Source organism: Mesorhizobium sp. Cs1321R2N1 (assembly GCF_037179725.1).
GTDB lineage: Bacteria > Pseudomonadota > Alphaproteobacteria > Rhizobiales > Rhizobiaceae > Mesorhizobium > Mesorhizobium salmacidum.
In genome coordinates, this window is record NZ_JAPYKP010000023.1 from 1 (window position 1) to 16411 (window position 16411).

12 protein-coding genes, 1 tRNA gene and 1 pseudogene are annotated in these 16411 nt (G+C 62.4%); 11 read left to right on the forward strand and 3 right to left on the reverse strand.

What is annotated here, in order from left to right; all coding sequences use genetic code 11:
- Positions 1–106: pseudogene (locus O7A61_RS08970) on the forward strand (IS5/IS1182 family transposase); the annotation flags it as partial.
- Between the two features lie 47 nt (positions 107–153).
- Here the strand turns inward: O7A61_RS08970 and O7A61_RS08975 are convergent.
- Positions 154–229 (reverse strand) — tRNA-Phe (locus tag O7A61_RS08975).
- Positions 230–401: 172 nt separating this feature from the next.
- Positions 402–1274: a helix-turn-helix domain-containing protein gene (locus O7A61_RS08980; protein WP_140748163.1), complete on the reverse strand. Its 873-nt coding sequence runs from the start codon at positions 1272–1274 to the stop codon at positions 402–404.
- 104 nt (positions 1275–1378) lie between these two features.
- On the opposite strand from O7A61_RS08980, the gene O7A61_RS08985 reads away from it, so the two are divergent.
- The 5 genes from O7A61_RS08985 to O7A61_RS09005 all read left to right on the forward strand — a co-directional run bounded on the left by O7A61_RS08985 (position 1379) and on the right by O7A61_RS09005 (position 7590).
- Entirely contained in the window at positions 1379–2650 is a 1272-nt protein-coding gene (locus O7A61_RS08985; RefSeq protein ID WP_140504757.1) for an ABC transporter substrate-binding protein, read from the forward strand.
- 94 nt (positions 2651–2744) lie between these two features.
- Positions 2745–3605, forward strand: a complete 861-nt coding sequence (locus tag O7A61_RS08990; RefSeq protein WP_337129411.1) for a carbohydrate ABC transporter permease — start codon at positions 2745–2747, stop codon at positions 3603–3605.
- Positions 3602–4438 (forward strand): carbohydrate ABC transporter permease, encoded by an 837-nt coding sequence (locus tag O7A61_RS08995; protein WP_027146569.1) that lies wholly within the window; start codon positions 3602–3604, stop codon positions 4436–4438. The genes O7A61_RS08990 and O7A61_RS08995 overlap by 4 nt, the downstream gene beginning before the upstream one ends.
- Positions 4439–4446: 8 nt before the next feature.
- A complete protein-coding gene (locus tag O7A61_RS09000) occupies positions 4447–5526 on the forward strand; it encodes an ABC transporter ATP-binding protein (protein WP_337129412.1) in 1080 nt (359 codons plus the stop codon).
- A gap of 36 nt (positions 5527–5562) precedes the next feature.
- A complete protein-coding gene (locus O7A61_RS09005; RefSeq protein WP_337129413.1) occupies positions 5563–7590 on the forward strand; it encodes an aldo/keto reductase in 2028 nt (675 codons plus the stop codon).
- Between the two features lie 22 nt (positions 7591–7612).
- Here O7A61_RS09005 and O7A61_RS09010 read toward each other — a convergent pair whose 3' ends face one another.
- Complete coding sequence (locus O7A61_RS09010) at positions 7613–8521, reverse strand: AraC family transcriptional regulator (protein WP_181165933.1); 909 nt, start codon at positions 8519–8521, stop codon at positions 7613–7615.
- A 213-nt stretch (positions 8522–8734) separates the two neighbouring features.
- On the opposite strand from O7A61_RS09010, the gene O7A61_RS09015 reads away from it, so the two are divergent.
- The 5 genes from O7A61_RS09015 (at position 8735) to O7A61_RS09035 (ending at position 16394) form a co-directional block, all read left to right on the forward strand.
- A complete protein-coding gene (locus tag O7A61_RS09015; protein ID WP_337129414.1) occupies positions 8735–10201 on the forward strand; it encodes an alpha-glucosidase/alpha-galactosidase in 1467 nt (488 codons plus the stop codon).
- Positions 10202–10360: 159 nt separating this feature from the next.
- The gene (locus tag O7A61_RS09020; protein WP_337129415.1) at positions 10361–12442 is read left to right on the forward strand and encodes an ABC transporter substrate-binding protein; all 2082 of its coding nucleotides are present in this window, start codon (positions 10361–10363) and stop codon (positions 12440–12442) included.
- A 129-nt stretch (positions 12443–12571) separates the two neighbouring features.
- Positions 12572–13579, forward strand: coding sequence for an ABC transporter permease (locus O7A61_RS09025; protein ID WP_337129416.1), 1008 nt, complete (start codon positions 12572–12574; stop codon positions 13577–13579).
- A complete protein-coding gene (locus tag O7A61_RS09030; protein WP_337129417.1) occupies positions 13580–14716 on the forward strand; it encodes an ABC transporter permease in 1137 nt (378 codons plus the stop codon).
- Positions 14717–14726: 10 nt separating this feature from the next.
- Positions 14727–16394: an ABC transporter ATP-binding protein gene (locus O7A61_RS09035; RefSeq protein ID WP_337129418.1), complete on the forward strand. Its 1668-nt coding sequence runs from the start codon at positions 14727–14729 to the stop codon at positions 16392–16394.
- Positions 16395–16411 lie beyond the last annotated feature (17 nt).

Here is a 16411-nt window from a genome sequence, read left to right on the forward strand (position 1 = left end):
CAACAAACTCAAACAGTTCCGCCGCGTCGCAACACGATACGACAAGTTGCTCGCCAACTTCATGGGCTTTGTCAAACTTGCCGCTATCGCTATCTGGCTCAGGTAGTTAAATCGTCACTACGCCCTAGGACTTGATTTTCTTTTTTAAAATGATGGTGCCCAGAGGCGGATTCGAACCACCGACACGCGGATTTTCAGTCCGCTGCTCTACCAACTGAGCTATCTGGGCCTGTTCCGGCTAACGAAAACTCGTGCTCCGGATTTCATAAAGGCACCGTGGGCACCCCTTGAAAGCGCGTGGGTTATAGCATGGGAATCCGGCCTGTCCAGCGCCCAGATGTGGATTTCCCGCAGGAAAAGAAATGCCCCCCGATGGGCTGGTTTCCATGCCGTGCGCCCGCCTATCTGGCGCTTGCCAGTCCCTTGCGGAAGTCGGATGGCGTCATGCCGGCGAGCTTGCGGAAGGATTTGTTGAAGGCGCTGAGCGAGCCGAAGCCACTATCCATGGCCACGCGCAGCACATTGGCGTCCTGATGCATCAACAGCGCCTGCGCGTAGCTCAGCCGCAGAAGGTTGACATATTCGTTGAGCGTCATGCCGGTCGATTTCTTGAACAGGCTCATGGCGTATTTTGGGTGGATGTCGGCGGCCGCCGCTATGTTCACGCAATCGATGTCGTAGAGGAAATTCTCGGCGATGAAATCGCACATGCGCCCGACATTGCGCGACGACTGCTGATCGAAGGGGCTGCCCGCTTCCTGCCCGGCGGCGTTTCCCGGCACCAGCCGGTAGGGCTCGAACCGCACCCGCTCCAGCCGCAGCAGAAGTTCGTTGACGGCGTGCTCGGCCTTGGCCGGATCGCCTGAGCGGGCATAGCGGTTCCAGCGGGCGAAATTGTCGTTGTCGGATTGATCGGTGGCGCTGGTCACCAGCGTCGCGCCCGTCATCAGCCGATGACGTATGTCCGCCGGTAGGTGCAGCCGAAAGAAATGCACCAGCGGCAGATGCGCGCCGGCATAGACGGCGTCGTCGCTCAAATCGTCCATCTGATGCGGCAAGCCGCCCCAGAACAGGCACATCTCGCCGGCCGAAAGCGATATTTCGTGCTCGTTCATGCGGTAGTGGACGGAGCCGCGGACGATGAAATTCACCTCGACCTGGGCATGCCAATGCGGCTTCAGCATCACCAGCGGGTTGGTGTGGAACATCTGCAGCGCCAGCGGAAAACCCTCAACGCTGCTGGCGCCGGGCTGGTAAAACGGCCTGTCAGGCATCTTACTTTCCGCCAATTCCATATTCCCTCTGTCAGGGACAGGCCCTCACCGGTGCCTAGTCTAGCCACGCTCACAGAGAGAGCAAATGAAATGGGAGGATTTCAATGCGCATCACACTGTCCTGCGCCGCGCTAGCGCTTGCCCTGGGCTCCGCCCCGGCCTTCGCGCAATCCGGCGAAATCACGATCTGGAGCTGGAACATTGCCGCTTCGTCCCTGAAGGCAACGGTTGCCGGCTTCAACAAGCTGCATCCCGACATCAAAGTCACGGTCCAGGATCTCGGCAACCAGCCGACCTACGACAAGTCGATCGCCGGATGCGCGGCCGGCGGCGTCGGGCTGCCCGATATCGTCACCATCGAGAATGGCGAGGCCGAGAACTATTGGAGCCAGTTCCCCGACTGTTTCGTCGACCTGCATACGCTGGGCTATACGGCGGAAGACCAGAAGAAATTCCCCGATTTCAAGCGCACCGAACTCGAAGTCGGCGACAAGGCCTATGCGATGCCGTGGGATTCCGGCCCGGTCGCCGCTTTCTATCGCCGCGACTTCTATGAGAAGGCCGGTGTCGATCCGGCATCGATCAAGACCTGGGACGATTTCATCGCCGCCGGCAAGAAGATACAGGCCGCCAATCCGGGGGTCTCGATGACCAATGCCGATTTCAACGGCGACAGTGAATTCTTCCGCATGATCTCCAACGAACAGGGCTGCGCCTATTTCGCCGAGGACGGCCAGTCGATCACGGTCAACCAGCCCAAATGCGTCGACGCCATGACCAAGGTCAAGGAGATGAAGGACGCTGGCATCGTCTCGTCCGCCGACTGGGGCACCAAGATCACCAACAACACCGCCGGAGCCGTCGCCACCCAGGTCTATGGCGGCTGGTACGAGGGCACTATCCGCACCGAATCGGCAGGCGAAAACGGCAAATGGGGCGTCTACCTGATGCCGAGCCTGACCGCGGACGGTCCGCGCGCCGCCAATCTCGGCGGCTCCTCGCTCGCCATCACTTCGGCGTCGAAGAACAAGGAAGCGGCCTACGAGTATTTGAAATACACGCTCGGCACCAATGAAGGCCAGATCACCATGCTGAAGGAGTTCGGTCTTGTCCCCTCGTTGGTCTCGGCCCTGAACGACCCCTATGTCAGCCAGGGCCTGCCCTACTGGGGTGGCCAGGCGGTGTGGAAGGATATTCTGGGCACCTTGCCCAAGGTTGTTCCGAGCCGTGGCACGCAGTTCCAGAGCGATGCCGAGATCATCGTCCGCGCGGTGCAGACCAAATATCTCGCCGGCGGCTATCCCGACGCCAAGGCGGCACTCGACGACGCCGCTAGCCAGATCGCCTCGGCGACTGGGCTGCCTGTCAAGTCCTGACCTCCCAGGACGGGGTCCGGGATGGCAGAAGTGCCGTCCTGGACCCGCCACTCGCTCGCTTGTCTTCAACACCAGGGATGAAGGAGGAGAAAAGATGCGCAACCGCAATGCCACGGCCTATCGCTTCCTCACGCCCTATCTCCTGATCTTCGCCATCTTCTGGGTATGGCCGATCATCTCCTCGTTCCTGATCTCGTTCCAGGCGACGCGTACCGTGCCGTGGCGCTTCGCACCGGGCTTCAACTGGGGCCGGCTGATCGGCGACCCTGCCTTCTTCAACGCGCTGAAGAACACGCTGCTCATCCTCGTCATCCAGGTTCCGGTGATGATCGCCCTGGCCATGGTGATGGCGGTGTTGCTGAATTCGCCGCTGCTCAAGGCGCGCGGCCTCTACCGCTTTGCCTTCTTCGCCCCGGTCGTCGTCGGCGAGGTCGCCTATTCCGCGGTGTTCCGGCTGATGTTCAGCCTCGATTTCGGCATCGTCAACAAGCTCTTGAACGGCATCGGCCTGCCGAAGGTCGACTGGTTCTCCAATGTCACGCCGGCCATGGCGCTGATCATGATCGCGGTCACCTGGCGCTGGGCCGGGTACAACGCCATTATCCTGCTGGCAGGCATGCAATCCATTCCCGATGATGTCTACGAGGCGGCGACGCTCGACCGGGTGAGCAAGCTCAAGCAATTCTTCTACATCACCCTGCCGCTGTTGAAGCCGGTCATCGTCTTCTGCGCCGTGCTGTCGATCATCGGCACCATGCAATTGTTCACCGAGCCGTTCCTGATCACCGAGCGCGGCGGGCCGGGCGGCGGCACAGAGACGCTCGGCCTGCTGCTTTACCGCCAGGGTTTCCGCTCGCTCAACTTCGGCTATGCCTCGGCCGTCGCCTACACCATGGCGGGGCTCGCCATCGCCATCACGCTGGTGCAGCTTTGGCTGACGAGGGAACCGAAATGAGTTCGCTCTCGTCGGCAAGACTGAAACGAAGCATCGCACTGCACCTCTTCCTGACGCCGCTGGCGCTGATCTGGCTGTTTCCGCTGTGGATGATGGTGGTGTTCTCGACCATGCCCGACAACGGCATCTTCAGCCCCGGCATCGAACTGTTGCCGCACGGCAACTTCATCGACAATTTCAACAATCTGCAGCGCGACACCGACTTCGTTGGTGCCATCATCATCTCCGTTTGCGTGGCGGTGACCTACACCGTCCTGTCGGTGCTTTTGACCTCGATGGCCGGATGGGCGCTGGCCCGCTACCAGTTCTTCGGCAAAAGCGTCGTCGTCGCCATCATCCTGGGCACCATCACGCTGCCCTATGCGGTGGTGCTGATCCCGCAATTCATCATGGTGGCGCGTGACTTCAAGCTCGCCAACACATGGGTGGCGCTGATCGTGCCGCCGCTGTTCAATTCGCTTGGCGTGCTGTTCATGCGCCAGAGCTTTTCCATGATGCCGGACGATCTGTTCGATGCCGCCCGCGTCGAGGGCGTCAAGGAGTGGCGCATCTTCGTCTTCATCGCCTTGCCGTTGGCGCGGCCGATGCTGGCCGCACTCTGCATCATCCTGTTTCTCGCCTCCTGGAACAATTATCTCTGGCCGCTTTTGATCAACAGCCAGCCGGGTTCGATGACAGCACCCGTGGCGCTCGGCACGCTGATCGGCCTGACCAAAGTGTCGTGGGGCGGCATCATGGCGGGTGCGGTGATGCTGACCGTGCCGATGCTCATCGTCTTCGTGCTCCTGCAGCGTCATTTCATCGCCGGCATCGCCGCCGGCGCGGTCAAATAAGGAGCAGAATGGCAACCGTCACGCTCACCAATGTCGCCAAGCGCTTCGGCGCGTTCGAGGTCGTCCACGGTGCCAACATCGACATCGCCGATGGCGAGTTCGTCGTCTTCGTCGGCCCGTCGGGCTGCGGCAAGTCCACGCTGCTCAGGATGATCGCCGGGCTGGAGGACATCAGCGGCGGCGAGATCGCCATCGGTGGCAAGGTGGTCAATGATGTCGAGCCCGCCGACCGCGGCATCGCCATGGTGTTCCAGTCCTACGCGCTTTATCCGCATATGAGTGTCGAACAGAACCTCTCCTTCGGGTTGCGCATGACCGGCAACCCCAAGGCCGACACCGAGCGGCGGGTGAAGCGCGCGGCCGAGATCCTGCGCATCAGCGAATTGATGGAGCGCCGCCCCAAGAAACTTTCCGGTGGCCAGCGCCAGCGTGTCGCCATCGGCCGCGCCATCGTGCGCGAGCCGCAGGTGTTCCTGTTCGACGAGCCGCTCTCCAATCTCGATGCCGAACTGCGCGTCCAGATGCGGGTCGAAATCTCAAGGCTGCATAAGGAACTCGGCGCCACCATGGTCTATGTCACCCATGACCAGACCGAGGCAATGACGCTCGCCGACCGGATCGTCGTGCTGCGCGCCGGCCATATCGAGCAGATCGGCAGGCCGCTCGAACTCTATGACAATCCCGACAGTATTTTCGTGGCCGGCTTTGTCGGTTCACCGAAGATGAACTTCATCAAGGCCCATATTGTCGGCCGTGATGCAAAAGGCGTTGTGGTCGAATTGGCGGGCGAGGAGAGGACCCGTGTCGTCCAGCCGGTGACAGGCGTCGCGCCCGAGCCGGGCAGCAAGGTCATCGTCGGCGTGCGGCCCGAACATTTCGGCGTTGCCGGTGAAGGCGACGCTGACCTTTCCGTCGCCATCGACGTGGTCGAGCACCTGGGCGGCACGAGTTTTCTCTACGCCAGGACGGCCCATGGCGAGGACGTGGTGATCCAGCGCGACGCGGCAAAGGTCCCCGAGACATCAGATATCACCGTTTCCATCCGCAAATCCTACCTGTTCGACGAAAAAGGGATGCGGCTGCGCTGACCGGCCGCCCCTTTCCCAGCCCGCAAGGAGAATGACATGACTGCATCAACGCCCATTCGCTGGGGCATTCTTGGGCCGGGCGGCATCGCCAAGGCCTTTGCCGGCGGCATCGCCGGTTCGCGCACCGGTAAACTGGTTGCCATCGGCGCGCGCAATCCCGGCAAGCCGGGACTGGCCGAGAGCTTTCCCGGCGCCCGCATCCTCGACGGTTATGACGCTCTTCTTGCCGATCCGGAGATCGAGGCGATCTATATCGCGGTCCCGCATCCAGGCCATGCGCAATGGGCGATCAGGGCGGCGGAAGCCGGAAAGCATGTGCTCTGCGAAAAGCCGCTCGGGCTGACGGCCTTCGAGGCCGACGCCATGATGCATGCGGCGCGCAAGGCCGGCACCTTCCTCGGCGAAGCCTTCATGTACCGGCTGCATCCGCAGACGCTGCAACTGGTCGACTTGATCAAGTCCGGCGTCATCGGCGAGATCAGGATGATCAAGTCGAGCTTCGGCTTCGCCATGCCTGGTTTCATGCCGCGGCACCGGCTCTACGCCAACGATCTCGCCGGCGGCGGCATTCTCGATGTCGGCGGCTATCCCGTTTCGATGGTGCGCCTTATTGCCGGCGCCGCCGCTGGAGAGCCATTCGCCGAACCCGACAAAGTCGCTGGCACCGCCCATCTTGGTCAATCCGGTGTCGACGAATGGGCCTCCGCTGTCCTGCATTTTCCCGGCGGTATCGTCGCCGAGGTTTCCTGCAGCATCTCGCTCAACCAGGACAATGTCCTGCGTATCTTCGGCACCAAGGGGCGTATCGAAGTGCCCGACTTCTGGTTCGCCGGCGGCGACCGCGATGTCGGCCCAGGCCGGATCGACGTGATCGGTGCCGACGGCGCGCAAGAGACCATCAGCGTCAACGAGAAGCGCCATGTCTATTCCTTCGAGGTCGATGCCGCCGGCGAGGCGATCCGCGCCGGGCGTCAGGAATTCGCCTGGCCGGGCATGGGCTGGGCCGACAGCCTCGGCACCTTGCGCGTGCTTGACAGATGGCGCGCGGCGGTCGGGCTGGAATATGAGATCGAGAAGGCCTCGCTGCGCACCAACACCATCTCCGGGCGACCCCTGCGCCCGGGCGGCACCGCGATCGGCAAGCGCACCATTCCGGGCCTGGCGAAGCCGGCCTCCGTGGTGGCGCTCGGCTTCGAGGATTTCCGCACCTTCTCCTCCGGGTCGATCCTGCTCGACGCCTTTTTCGAGGCCGGCGGCAATCTCTTCGACACCGGCTATGTCTATGGCGGCGGCTACACCGAGACGCTGCTCGGCCAATGGCTGAGGAACCGTGGCGTGCGCGAGCAATCGGTTGTTATCGCCAAGGGAGCGCATTCGCCGCTCTGCTATCCCGACGTGATCGGCAAGCAGCTTGCCCAGTCGCTCGACCGCCTGCAGACCGACCATGTCGATATCTATTTCATGCATCGCGACAATCCGGACGTGCCGGTCGGCGAATTCGTCGATGCCATGGACCGCGAGGTCAAAGCCGGGCGCATTCGCGGCCCCTTCGGCGGCTCGAACTGGACGATGCAGCGCATGGACGAGGCGATTGCCTATGCCGAGCGCACCGGCAAGCAGAGGCCCGGCGTGCTCTCCAACAATTTTTCGCTGGCCGAAATGCTGGAGCCGATCTGGGCTGGTTGTGTCACCTCCTCCACCGATGACTGGAAGGCCTGGCTGACATCCAGGCAGATGCCGAATTTTGCCTGGTCGAGCCAGGGACGCGGCTTCTTCACCGACCGCGCCGGGCGCGACAGGCTGGACAGCGAGGAACTGGTGCGGGTCTGGTACTCCGAGCGCAATTTCGGCCGCCGCGACCGCGCGATCGAACTCGCCACCCGGCTGCGCAAGAGCCCGATCCATATTGCGCTGGCCTATGTGCTCAACCAGCCTTTCCCATCGATTCCGCTGATCGGGCCGCGCACGCTGGGCGAACTGGACGACAGTCTGCGGGCGCTGGACATCGCGCTTTCGCCCGCCGAACTCGAGTGGCTGGACGGCGGCAGCCTGCACGCGGCCTGACAAAACAAGGCCGCAGGCGGCGTCAGGTCTCGTCGTCCGACAGTCTGACGCCGCGCCTGGCCGGGGTCCGCAAGCTGGCATACATGCCGGTCGTGCGGAACTGGCTGGGCGTCGTGCCGTAGAGCCGGCGGAAGACCTTCGAAAAATAATTCGCGTCCTCGAAACCGCACAGGATGGCGACCTCCTTTACCGGCAGGAAGTCCGCTTTCGTCAAAAGCTTCGCGGCCCGTTGCAGCCGCTGCTGCAGTACGAACTCGGCGGGCGGCAGGCCCTCGCTCTCGGCGAAACAGCGCGAGAAATGAGCCCGGCTGAGCCCGCTGATCTGGACGAGGTCCGCCACCGGCAGGGCTTTGTCGAGATTGGCGTTGATGTGATCGATGACCGGCTGCATCGCGCTCTGTTTTTCGGCAAAGGCATGCGAGCCGAACACATCGTCATAGAGTGCCATCGCCGCCTCGTAGGCGATGGCCGAAGCAGCGCCTGGCGAAGCGGCCCCCTTGATGAGACGCAGGCTGCAATCGGCAAGATGATCGATCGTCGCCGGCTGCAGCCGAAAGACCGGTCCCGACACGTCGAGGATCGACTTGTGGATGCGCAACGCCTCCTCGCCGTTCATCGAGATCCAGAAATATTCCCAGCGCTCGTCCCTGGCCAGCCAGTAGCGGTGGTTGTGCGGCACCAGCACCAGCAGCGTGTCGTTCGTCTGCAGGCGGTAATCGCGGTTCTCGTAGCGCAGCCGGCCGGTGCCGCTGATCGTATGCTGCAGTACGGTGAATGGTGTCTGGCCGCGCTTTCGCCCGTCCCAGTCATAGGTCACGTCCTCGCGCACCTCATAGCCCGTGCTTGTCGGCATGGCATGCAGACGCTGGCGGCCGCGCGGCAGCGAGACCGTCCGCATCGACTGTCCGTTGGCGATCAAATCCCGCAGCACAAAATTACCCCTGAAAGCATAATCCTTCTCTGGCCGCGCCCGCGAATATGCGCATAATCCCGCCTCGAAGAACGCGAATAACCCGCGATCGAGGAGCGGGCGGGAGGAGAGAAAGCCGGATTCCGGCTTGAATGGCTTGCACGTCAAGGCGTGTAGCCGTCTTCCTCCCTTGCTGCTCCTTGCCTAGCATTCGAATGGATCGAGGTGAAGGTGATGAGTTTCAAAATCGCTATTATCGGCGCCGGCAGCGTCGGTTTCACCAAGAAGCTGTTCACCGACATTCTCTGTGTGCCTGAATTCAAGGACATCGAATTCGCGCTGACCGACCTCAGCGAGCACAATCTGGGGATGATCAAGGCGATCCTCGACAGGATCGTCGAGGCGAACGGATTGCCGACCAGGGTGACCGCGACAACCGATCGCCGCAAGGCGATCGAGGGCGCGCGCTATATCATCAGCTGCGTGCGGGTCGGCGGCCTCGAAGCCTATGCCGACGATATTCGCATTCCCTTGAAATACGGTATCGACCAGTGTGTCGGCGACACGATCTGCGCCGGCGGCATCCTCTACGGCCAGCGCAACATTCCGGTGATCCTTGATTTCTGCAAGGACATCCGCGAAGTCGCCGACACCAACGCCAAATTCCTCAACTACGCCAACCCGATGGCGATGAACACCTGGGCGGCGATCGAATACGGCAAGGTCGACACGGTCGGCCTCTGCCATGGTGTCCAGCACGGCGCCGAACAGATCGCCGCGGTGCTGGGCGCGAAATCGCCGCGGGAACTCGACTATGTCTGTTCCGGCATCAACCACCAGACCTGGTTCATCGATTTGCGGCTGAACGGCCGAAAGATCGACAAAGATGAGCTAGTCGCCGCCTTCGAGGCGCACCCGGTCTATTCCCAGCAGGAAAAGCTTCGCATCGATGTGCTCAAGCGTTTCGGCGTCTATTCGACCGAAAGCAATGGTCATCTCTCCGAATATCTGCCTTGGTACCGTAAGCGCCCCGACGAGATCACGCGCTGGATCGACATGTCGGACTGGATCCATGGCGAAACGGGCGGCTATCTCCGCTATTCCACGGAAACCCGCAATTGGTTCGAGACCGAATATCCGCAATTCCTCGAAGCGGCATCGAAGCCGATCGACGCCTCAAAGCGCTCCAACGAGCATGCCAGCCACATATTGGAGGCGCTGGAAACCAACCGCGTCTATCGCGGCCACTTCAACGTCAAGAATGACGGCGTGATCACCAATCTGCCGCGCGACGCCATCATCGAATCGCCCGGTTTCGTCGACCGTTTCGGCATCAACATGGCCGCCGGCATCACACTGCCGGAAGCCTGCGCCGCCACCTGCATGGCCTCTATCAATGTCCAGCGCATGTCGGTCCACGCCGCCATCTCTGGCGACATCGATCTTCTGAAGCTTGCCGTGCTGCACGACCCGCTGGTCGGCGCCGTATCGACGCCGGATGAGGTCTGGCAGATGGTGGACGAAATGGTCGTCGCCCAGGCGCAATGGTTGCCGCAATATGCCCACGCGGTTCCTGCGGCCAAAGAGCGGCTGTCGAAATCCACGGTCAAGACCCGGGAATGGGCGGGTGCCGCGCGGCGGAACGTGCGCTCGATCGAGGAGCTGCGGGCAGAAAAGGCCGCGCTGAAACAGGCCGTCTGAAAACCGGGCGCGGCGGCGGACCCTCGGGAGGCAGGTCCACCGCAGTCAGCCGCCCGGAGAAATCACGGGAGAAGTGTGAAGCGGTTCTCCGTCCGGAATTGCATAGAGACATAGACAAGACGAGCAGCAGCAACCGTCTGAACACGAGGGAGGACACTAATGAGGAACCTACGCAGTATTGGCATTGCCGCTGGACTGGCGCTGAGCGTCTCCGTTCCAGCGCTCAACGCTTTCGCTTCCGAACCGACCGTCCCGCCGGTGCCGGCGACGTTTCCGGCGGAGGGCAAGATCAAATACGTGGCGCGCGACTCCATCCTGGAGTTCAAGGCGCTGCCCGAGTATCACGAGCCCGGCTGGGTGACGGAAAAATACGTTAAGGCCGGCAAGCTGCCGCCGGTCAAGGAAAGGCTGCCGAAGGAGCCGCTTGTCTTCAAGACGGGCAACATGCCGAACGGCGTCGGCGTCTACGGCGATACGATGCGCCATGTCATCGGTGGCCGGCCGGAAGGCTGGAACTACGGCGCCGGCCAGACCCAAGGCTGGGGCGGCATCGACATCGGCCTTTCCGAGTGCCTGACGCGCACCGCGCCGCTGTTCCAGGTCGAGGCGAAGGATACCGAGCCGCTGCCCAACCTCGCCAAAAGCTGGGATTGGTCAGCCGATGGCCACAAGCTGACCATGCATCTCGTCGAAGGTGCCAAATGGTCCGACGGCGTGCCATTCAACGCCGACGATGTCATGTTCTACTGGGACGACGAGGTCATGGATCCCAACGTCTCGCCGCTCAATGGCGCCACCCAGGAAACCTTCGGTGTCGGCACGACGCTCAAGAAGATCGACGACTATACGGTCGAGTGGACCTTCAAGGACGCTTTCCCGAAACAGCACCTCTACGCAATGGCTTACGGCACCTTCTGCCCCGGTCCCTCGCATATCTTGAAGCCGCAGCACCCGAAATATTCGAAGAACACCTACGACCAGTTCAAGAACGCCTTCCCGCCGGAATATATGAACATGCCGGTCATGGGCGCCTGGGTGCCGGTCGAATATCGGGCCGACGACATCATCGTCATGCGCCGCAATCCCTATTATTGGAAGGTGGACGAGAAGGGCAACCAGCTGCCCTATCTCAACGAATTGCACTATAAGCTGTCGACCTGGGCCGACCGGGACGTTCAGGCGGTCGCCGGCGCAGGCGACTTCTCCAATCTCGAGCAGCCGGAAAACTTCGTTGCCTCTCTGAAGCGCGCGGCGGAGCCGAATGCGCCGGCACGTCTGGCCTTCGGCCCGCGGTTGATCGGCTACAATCTGCGCCTGAACTTTTCCGCCAATGGCTGGGGTAATCCGGACGAGCGCGGCCAGGCGCTCCGCGAGCTGAACCGCAACGAGGATTTCCGCAAGGCCGTCACCATGGCGCTTGACCGCAAGGCGCTGGGCGATTCCCTCGTCAAGGGGCCGTTCACCGCGATCTATCCTGGCGGCCTCTCCTCGGGCACCAGCTTCTACGACCGCAAATCCACCGTCTACTATCCTTTCGACCTCGAGGGCGCCAAAGCCGAACTCGCCAAGGCCGGCCTGAAGGACACTGACGGCGATGGTTTCGTCAACTTCCCGGCCGGTACCGCCGGCGGCAAGAATGTCGAGATCGTGATGCTGGTCAACAACGACTACACCACCGACAAAAGCCTCGCCGAAGGCGTGGTCGCGCAGATGGAGAAGCTTGGCCTGCGGATCGTGCTCAACGGGCTCAACGGTACCCAGCGCGATGCCACGCAATATTCAGGCCGTTTCGACTGGCTGATCCGGCGCAATGAGCAGGAGCTGACCTCAGTGGTGCAGAACACCGTGCAGCTCGCTCCAGTCGGCCCCAAGACCAGCTGGGATCACCGCGCGCCGGAAAGCGGGGAGGTCGATCTGATGCCTTTCGAGAAGGATCTCGTCGACATCGTCAACAAGTTCGTCTCGTCGGCGGATAATAACCAGCGCGCCAGTCTGATGCGGGACTTCCAGAAAATCTCGACCGAACACGTCTACAATATCGGCCTGACGGAATATCCCGGCGCGCTGATCATCAACAAGCGCTTCTCGAACATTCCGCAAGGCACGCCGATCTTCATGTTCAATTGGGCTGAGGATTCCATCATCCGCGAACGGGTCTTCGTCGCGGCCGACAAGCAGGCCAAATACGAACTGTTCCCGGAAGAACTTCCCGGCAAGCCTGGAGACAAGGGTCCGATGTAAGTTTAAGGGCCGATGCAAGTTTACCCCCCCTGACTGAGAGAGACCCGGCCGCGCCGCTGGCGCGGCCGGGACAAACCAACCCTCCGAGCGCCCCCCAAGCGTCCGGCGAGATGAGGAAGCGGACCGCCCATGCTGCGATTCCTGCTCACGCGAATAGCGTCGGCAATACCGGTTCTCGCTATTCTGAGCCTCGTCACCTTTGCCATCATCCAGGCGCCGCCTGGCGACTATGCCGATTACATCCGCTCGCAATTGATCAACCAGGGCGGAGCCTCCTTCGCCGAGGCCGACGCGCAGGCTCAGGCCTATCGCGTCGAGCACGGCCTCGATAAGCCGCTGCCCATCCAGTATCTCAACTGGATCGGCGGCATCGTCACCCACGGTGATTTCGGCTACAGCCTCTATTACAACAAGCCGGTGGCCGACGTCGTCGGCGAGCGCCTGCCGCGCACGCTGCTTCTGGCTTTGGTCTGCCATCTGCTCGCCTCGGTGCTGGGCATCACCTTCGGCATCTGGGCGGCGACCCGGCAATACACCTGGATCGACTCGACTCTGTCGGCGATTTCGTTCCTCGGCATGACGGTGCCGCGCTTCCTGATGGCGCTGATCATCGTCTATCTCCTGGTCTTCCAGTTCAATGTCTCGGAGATCGGCTCATTCTTCTCGCCGCAATATGGCGGCGCGCCATGGTCGTGGGCGAAGTTCGTCGACCTGGTCAAGCATGTCTGGCCGGTGGTGGCGATCGCCACCTTCGGCGGCCTTGCCTACAATATGCGCGTCATGCGCGGCAATCTGCTCGATACGCTCAACGCGCAATATGTCGAGACGGCCAAGGCCAAGGGCTTGACCGGTAGCGCCGTCGTGATGCGCCACGCCGTGCCGAATGCCCTGCATCCGCTGGTCATGTATCAGGGTGTGGTGCTGCCCTATATGCTGACCGGCGAGATCGAGACGGCGATCATCTTCGCGCTGCCGACCGTCGGTCCGGCGATCGTCGGCTCGATGGCGGTCGGCGACGTCTATGTCACCGCCACCTTCATGATGGTGCTGTCGGCGACGCTGATCGTCGGCAACATCATCGCCGACATGCTGCTCGTCCTGCTCGATCCGCGCGTGCGCCAGTTCGGGGAGGGTTAGATGCTGGCACGAGATCCTGCACCACCGCCACTGCCAGCCGAGCGAGCCACAGTGGCGCCCGCACGCGGCAATGAGAGCTACATGGCGCTTGTCTGGCGCCGGCTGAAGCGCTCCTGGACCGGCATGGCCGGGCTTTGGCTGGTCGTGCTGCTCCTGGTCATGGCCGTATTCGCCGAATTCCTGGCGCCGATGGACCCGAAGGCGACCGATGTCGGCTTCGCCCCGCCGCAGCTTCCGTCCTTCCACGACAAGGACGGCAATTTCGTCGCGCGGCCGAGGGTCTATGCACTGTCTGATTCGGCCGACCTCGATCCGGTCACTTTCCAGCCCGTCGTCGGCCCCGACTACGACCACCCGAGGCTGCTTGGCTTCTTCGTCGAAGGCGCACCGTACAAGCTCTTCGGACTGATACCGGCGAACCGGCATTTCTTCGCCTCGACGGATGGCCAGCCGGTGCATTTCCTCGGCACCGACAAATTCGGCCGCGACGTGCTGTCGCGCGCCATCCACGGCTCGCGCGTCTCACTGATGATCGCGCTGACGGTCGTCTTCATCATCACCGTCATCGGCACCACCGTCGGCATGGTCTCCGGCTATTTCGGCGGCCGGTTCGACGTCTGGATGCAGCGCTTCGTCGAACTGGTGCTCGCCTTCCCGCAACTGCCGCTCTATCTGGCGCTGACGACGTTGATCCCGGTCACCGCGCCGACCAATGTGTTCCTCGCCTTCGTCATCATCGTCATGTCGGCGCTGGGCTGGGCGCAGATGTCGCGCGAGGTGCGCGGCAAGACGCTGGCGCTGGCGCGCATAGAGTATGTGCGCGCCGCCATGGCGGTCGGCGCGACAGACCGGCGCATCATCCTGCAGCACATCTTTCCCAATGTGATGAGTCACGTGATTGTCGCCGTGACGCTGGCGATCCCGACGGTGGTGCTGCTCGAATCCTTTCTCGGGTTCCTCGGTTTTGCCGTCAAGCCGCCGCTGATCTCCTGGGGCCTGATGCTGCAGGACACCGCGACCTATTCGGTCATCGGCACTTATCCCTGGATCCTGTCGCCGGTCGGTTTCGTGCTCGTCACCGTCTTTGCCTTCAACGCGCTGGGCGACGGCCTGCGCGATGCCGTCGATCCGTATTGAGGGGACCGGGATGACCATTGTACTCGCCGAGCCGTTCGCACCAGCTTTCCGCCTTGACCATGATGGGCGCCAGGGAGAGCCCGTCATCGATGCCCGCAACATCGAGGTGGCCTTCAAGGTCGAACACGGTGTCATCGAGGCGGTCAAGGACATCTCGTTTCAGCTCTATCGCGGCGAGACGATCGCGATCGTCGGCGAATCCGGTTCCGGCAAGTCGGTGACGGCGCGCACCGTCATGGGGCTGCTGTCGCGCCGCGCCACCGTGTCGCCGAAATCGAGCATCTGTTACGACGGACGGGACATCCTGAAATTCCCCGAAAGCGCCCGGCGCAAACTGCGCGGCAACCGCATCTCGATGATCTTCCAGGAGCCGATGAGCTCGCTCAATCCGATCTATACGGTCGGCAGCCAGATCGTCGAGGCAATCCGGGTGCATCGCAAGGTGAGCCGCAAGCAAGCCTGGACGCGGGCGTTCGAGCTGCTGCGGCATGTGCAGATCCCCGAACCCGAAGCGCGGCTCAAACAATATCCGCACCAGCTCTCGGGCGGGCAGCGGCAGCGCGTGATGATTGCCATGGCGCTCGCCAACGATCCCGACGTGCTGATCGCCGATGAGCCGACGACCGCGCTGGATGTCACGGTCCAGGCGCAGATCCTCAACCTGATCCGCAATCTGCAGAAAGAGCTGCGGATGGCGGTGATCCTGATCACCCACGATCTCACTGTGGTGCGCAAGTTTTCCGACTACGTCTATGTGATGCAGCACGGCGAAATGTGCGAGCACAACGTCACCGAACGGCTCTTCGCCGCTCCGCGGCATCCCTACACCCAGCGGCTGCTTGCCTCCGAGCCGCGCGGCCGGCCGCAACCGCTGCCCGAGGGCAGCGGCACCATCCTCGAGGCGAACGGCGTGCGCGTCTGCTTCATGCTGCGCCATGGAACGTTCCTGAAGCCGGACTGGCGCGAGCTGGTTGCCGTCGACGACCTCGACCTCAAGCTTTGCCGCCACGAGACGCTGGGACTGGTCGGCGAATCCGGTTCCGGCAAGACCACATTCGGCCAGGCGTTGCTGAGGCTGACCGACGCCAAACGCGGCGAGATCCGCTTCGATGGCCAGCCTATCCATGGCCTGTCGCGAGGCGAGATGCGGCCGCTGCGTTCGCGCATGCAGATCGTCTTCCAGGATCCGTTCTCCTCGCTCAACCCGCGCATGACGATCGGCCAGATCATCGAGGAAGGGCTGATCGTCAACAGCATCGGCGCGACACGGCGCGAGCGCGTCGAGCGGGTGCGCGAGGCACTGGTCAGTGCCGGCATGCCGGGCGATATCCTGTCGCGGTTTCCGCATGAGTTCTCCGGTGGCCAGCGCCAGCGCATCGCGATTGCGCGGGCCATCGCACTCGAACCCGAATTCATCCTGCTCGACGAGCCGACATCGGCGCTCGACCTCTCCGTCCAGGCACAGATCATCGACCTGCTGCGCAAGCTGCAGGACGAGCGTGGCCTGAGCTATCTCTTCATCTCGCACGACCTCAAGGTGGTGCGCGCGCTGTGCCACCGCGTCATCGTCATGCAGCACGGCAAGATCGTCGAGCAGGGCCCTGTCGACGAGGTCCTCACCAATCCCAAGACCGCCTACACCGAACGGCTCGTCAGGGCCGCTTTCGACGTGGCCTGAACACATGCCGGAGGTTA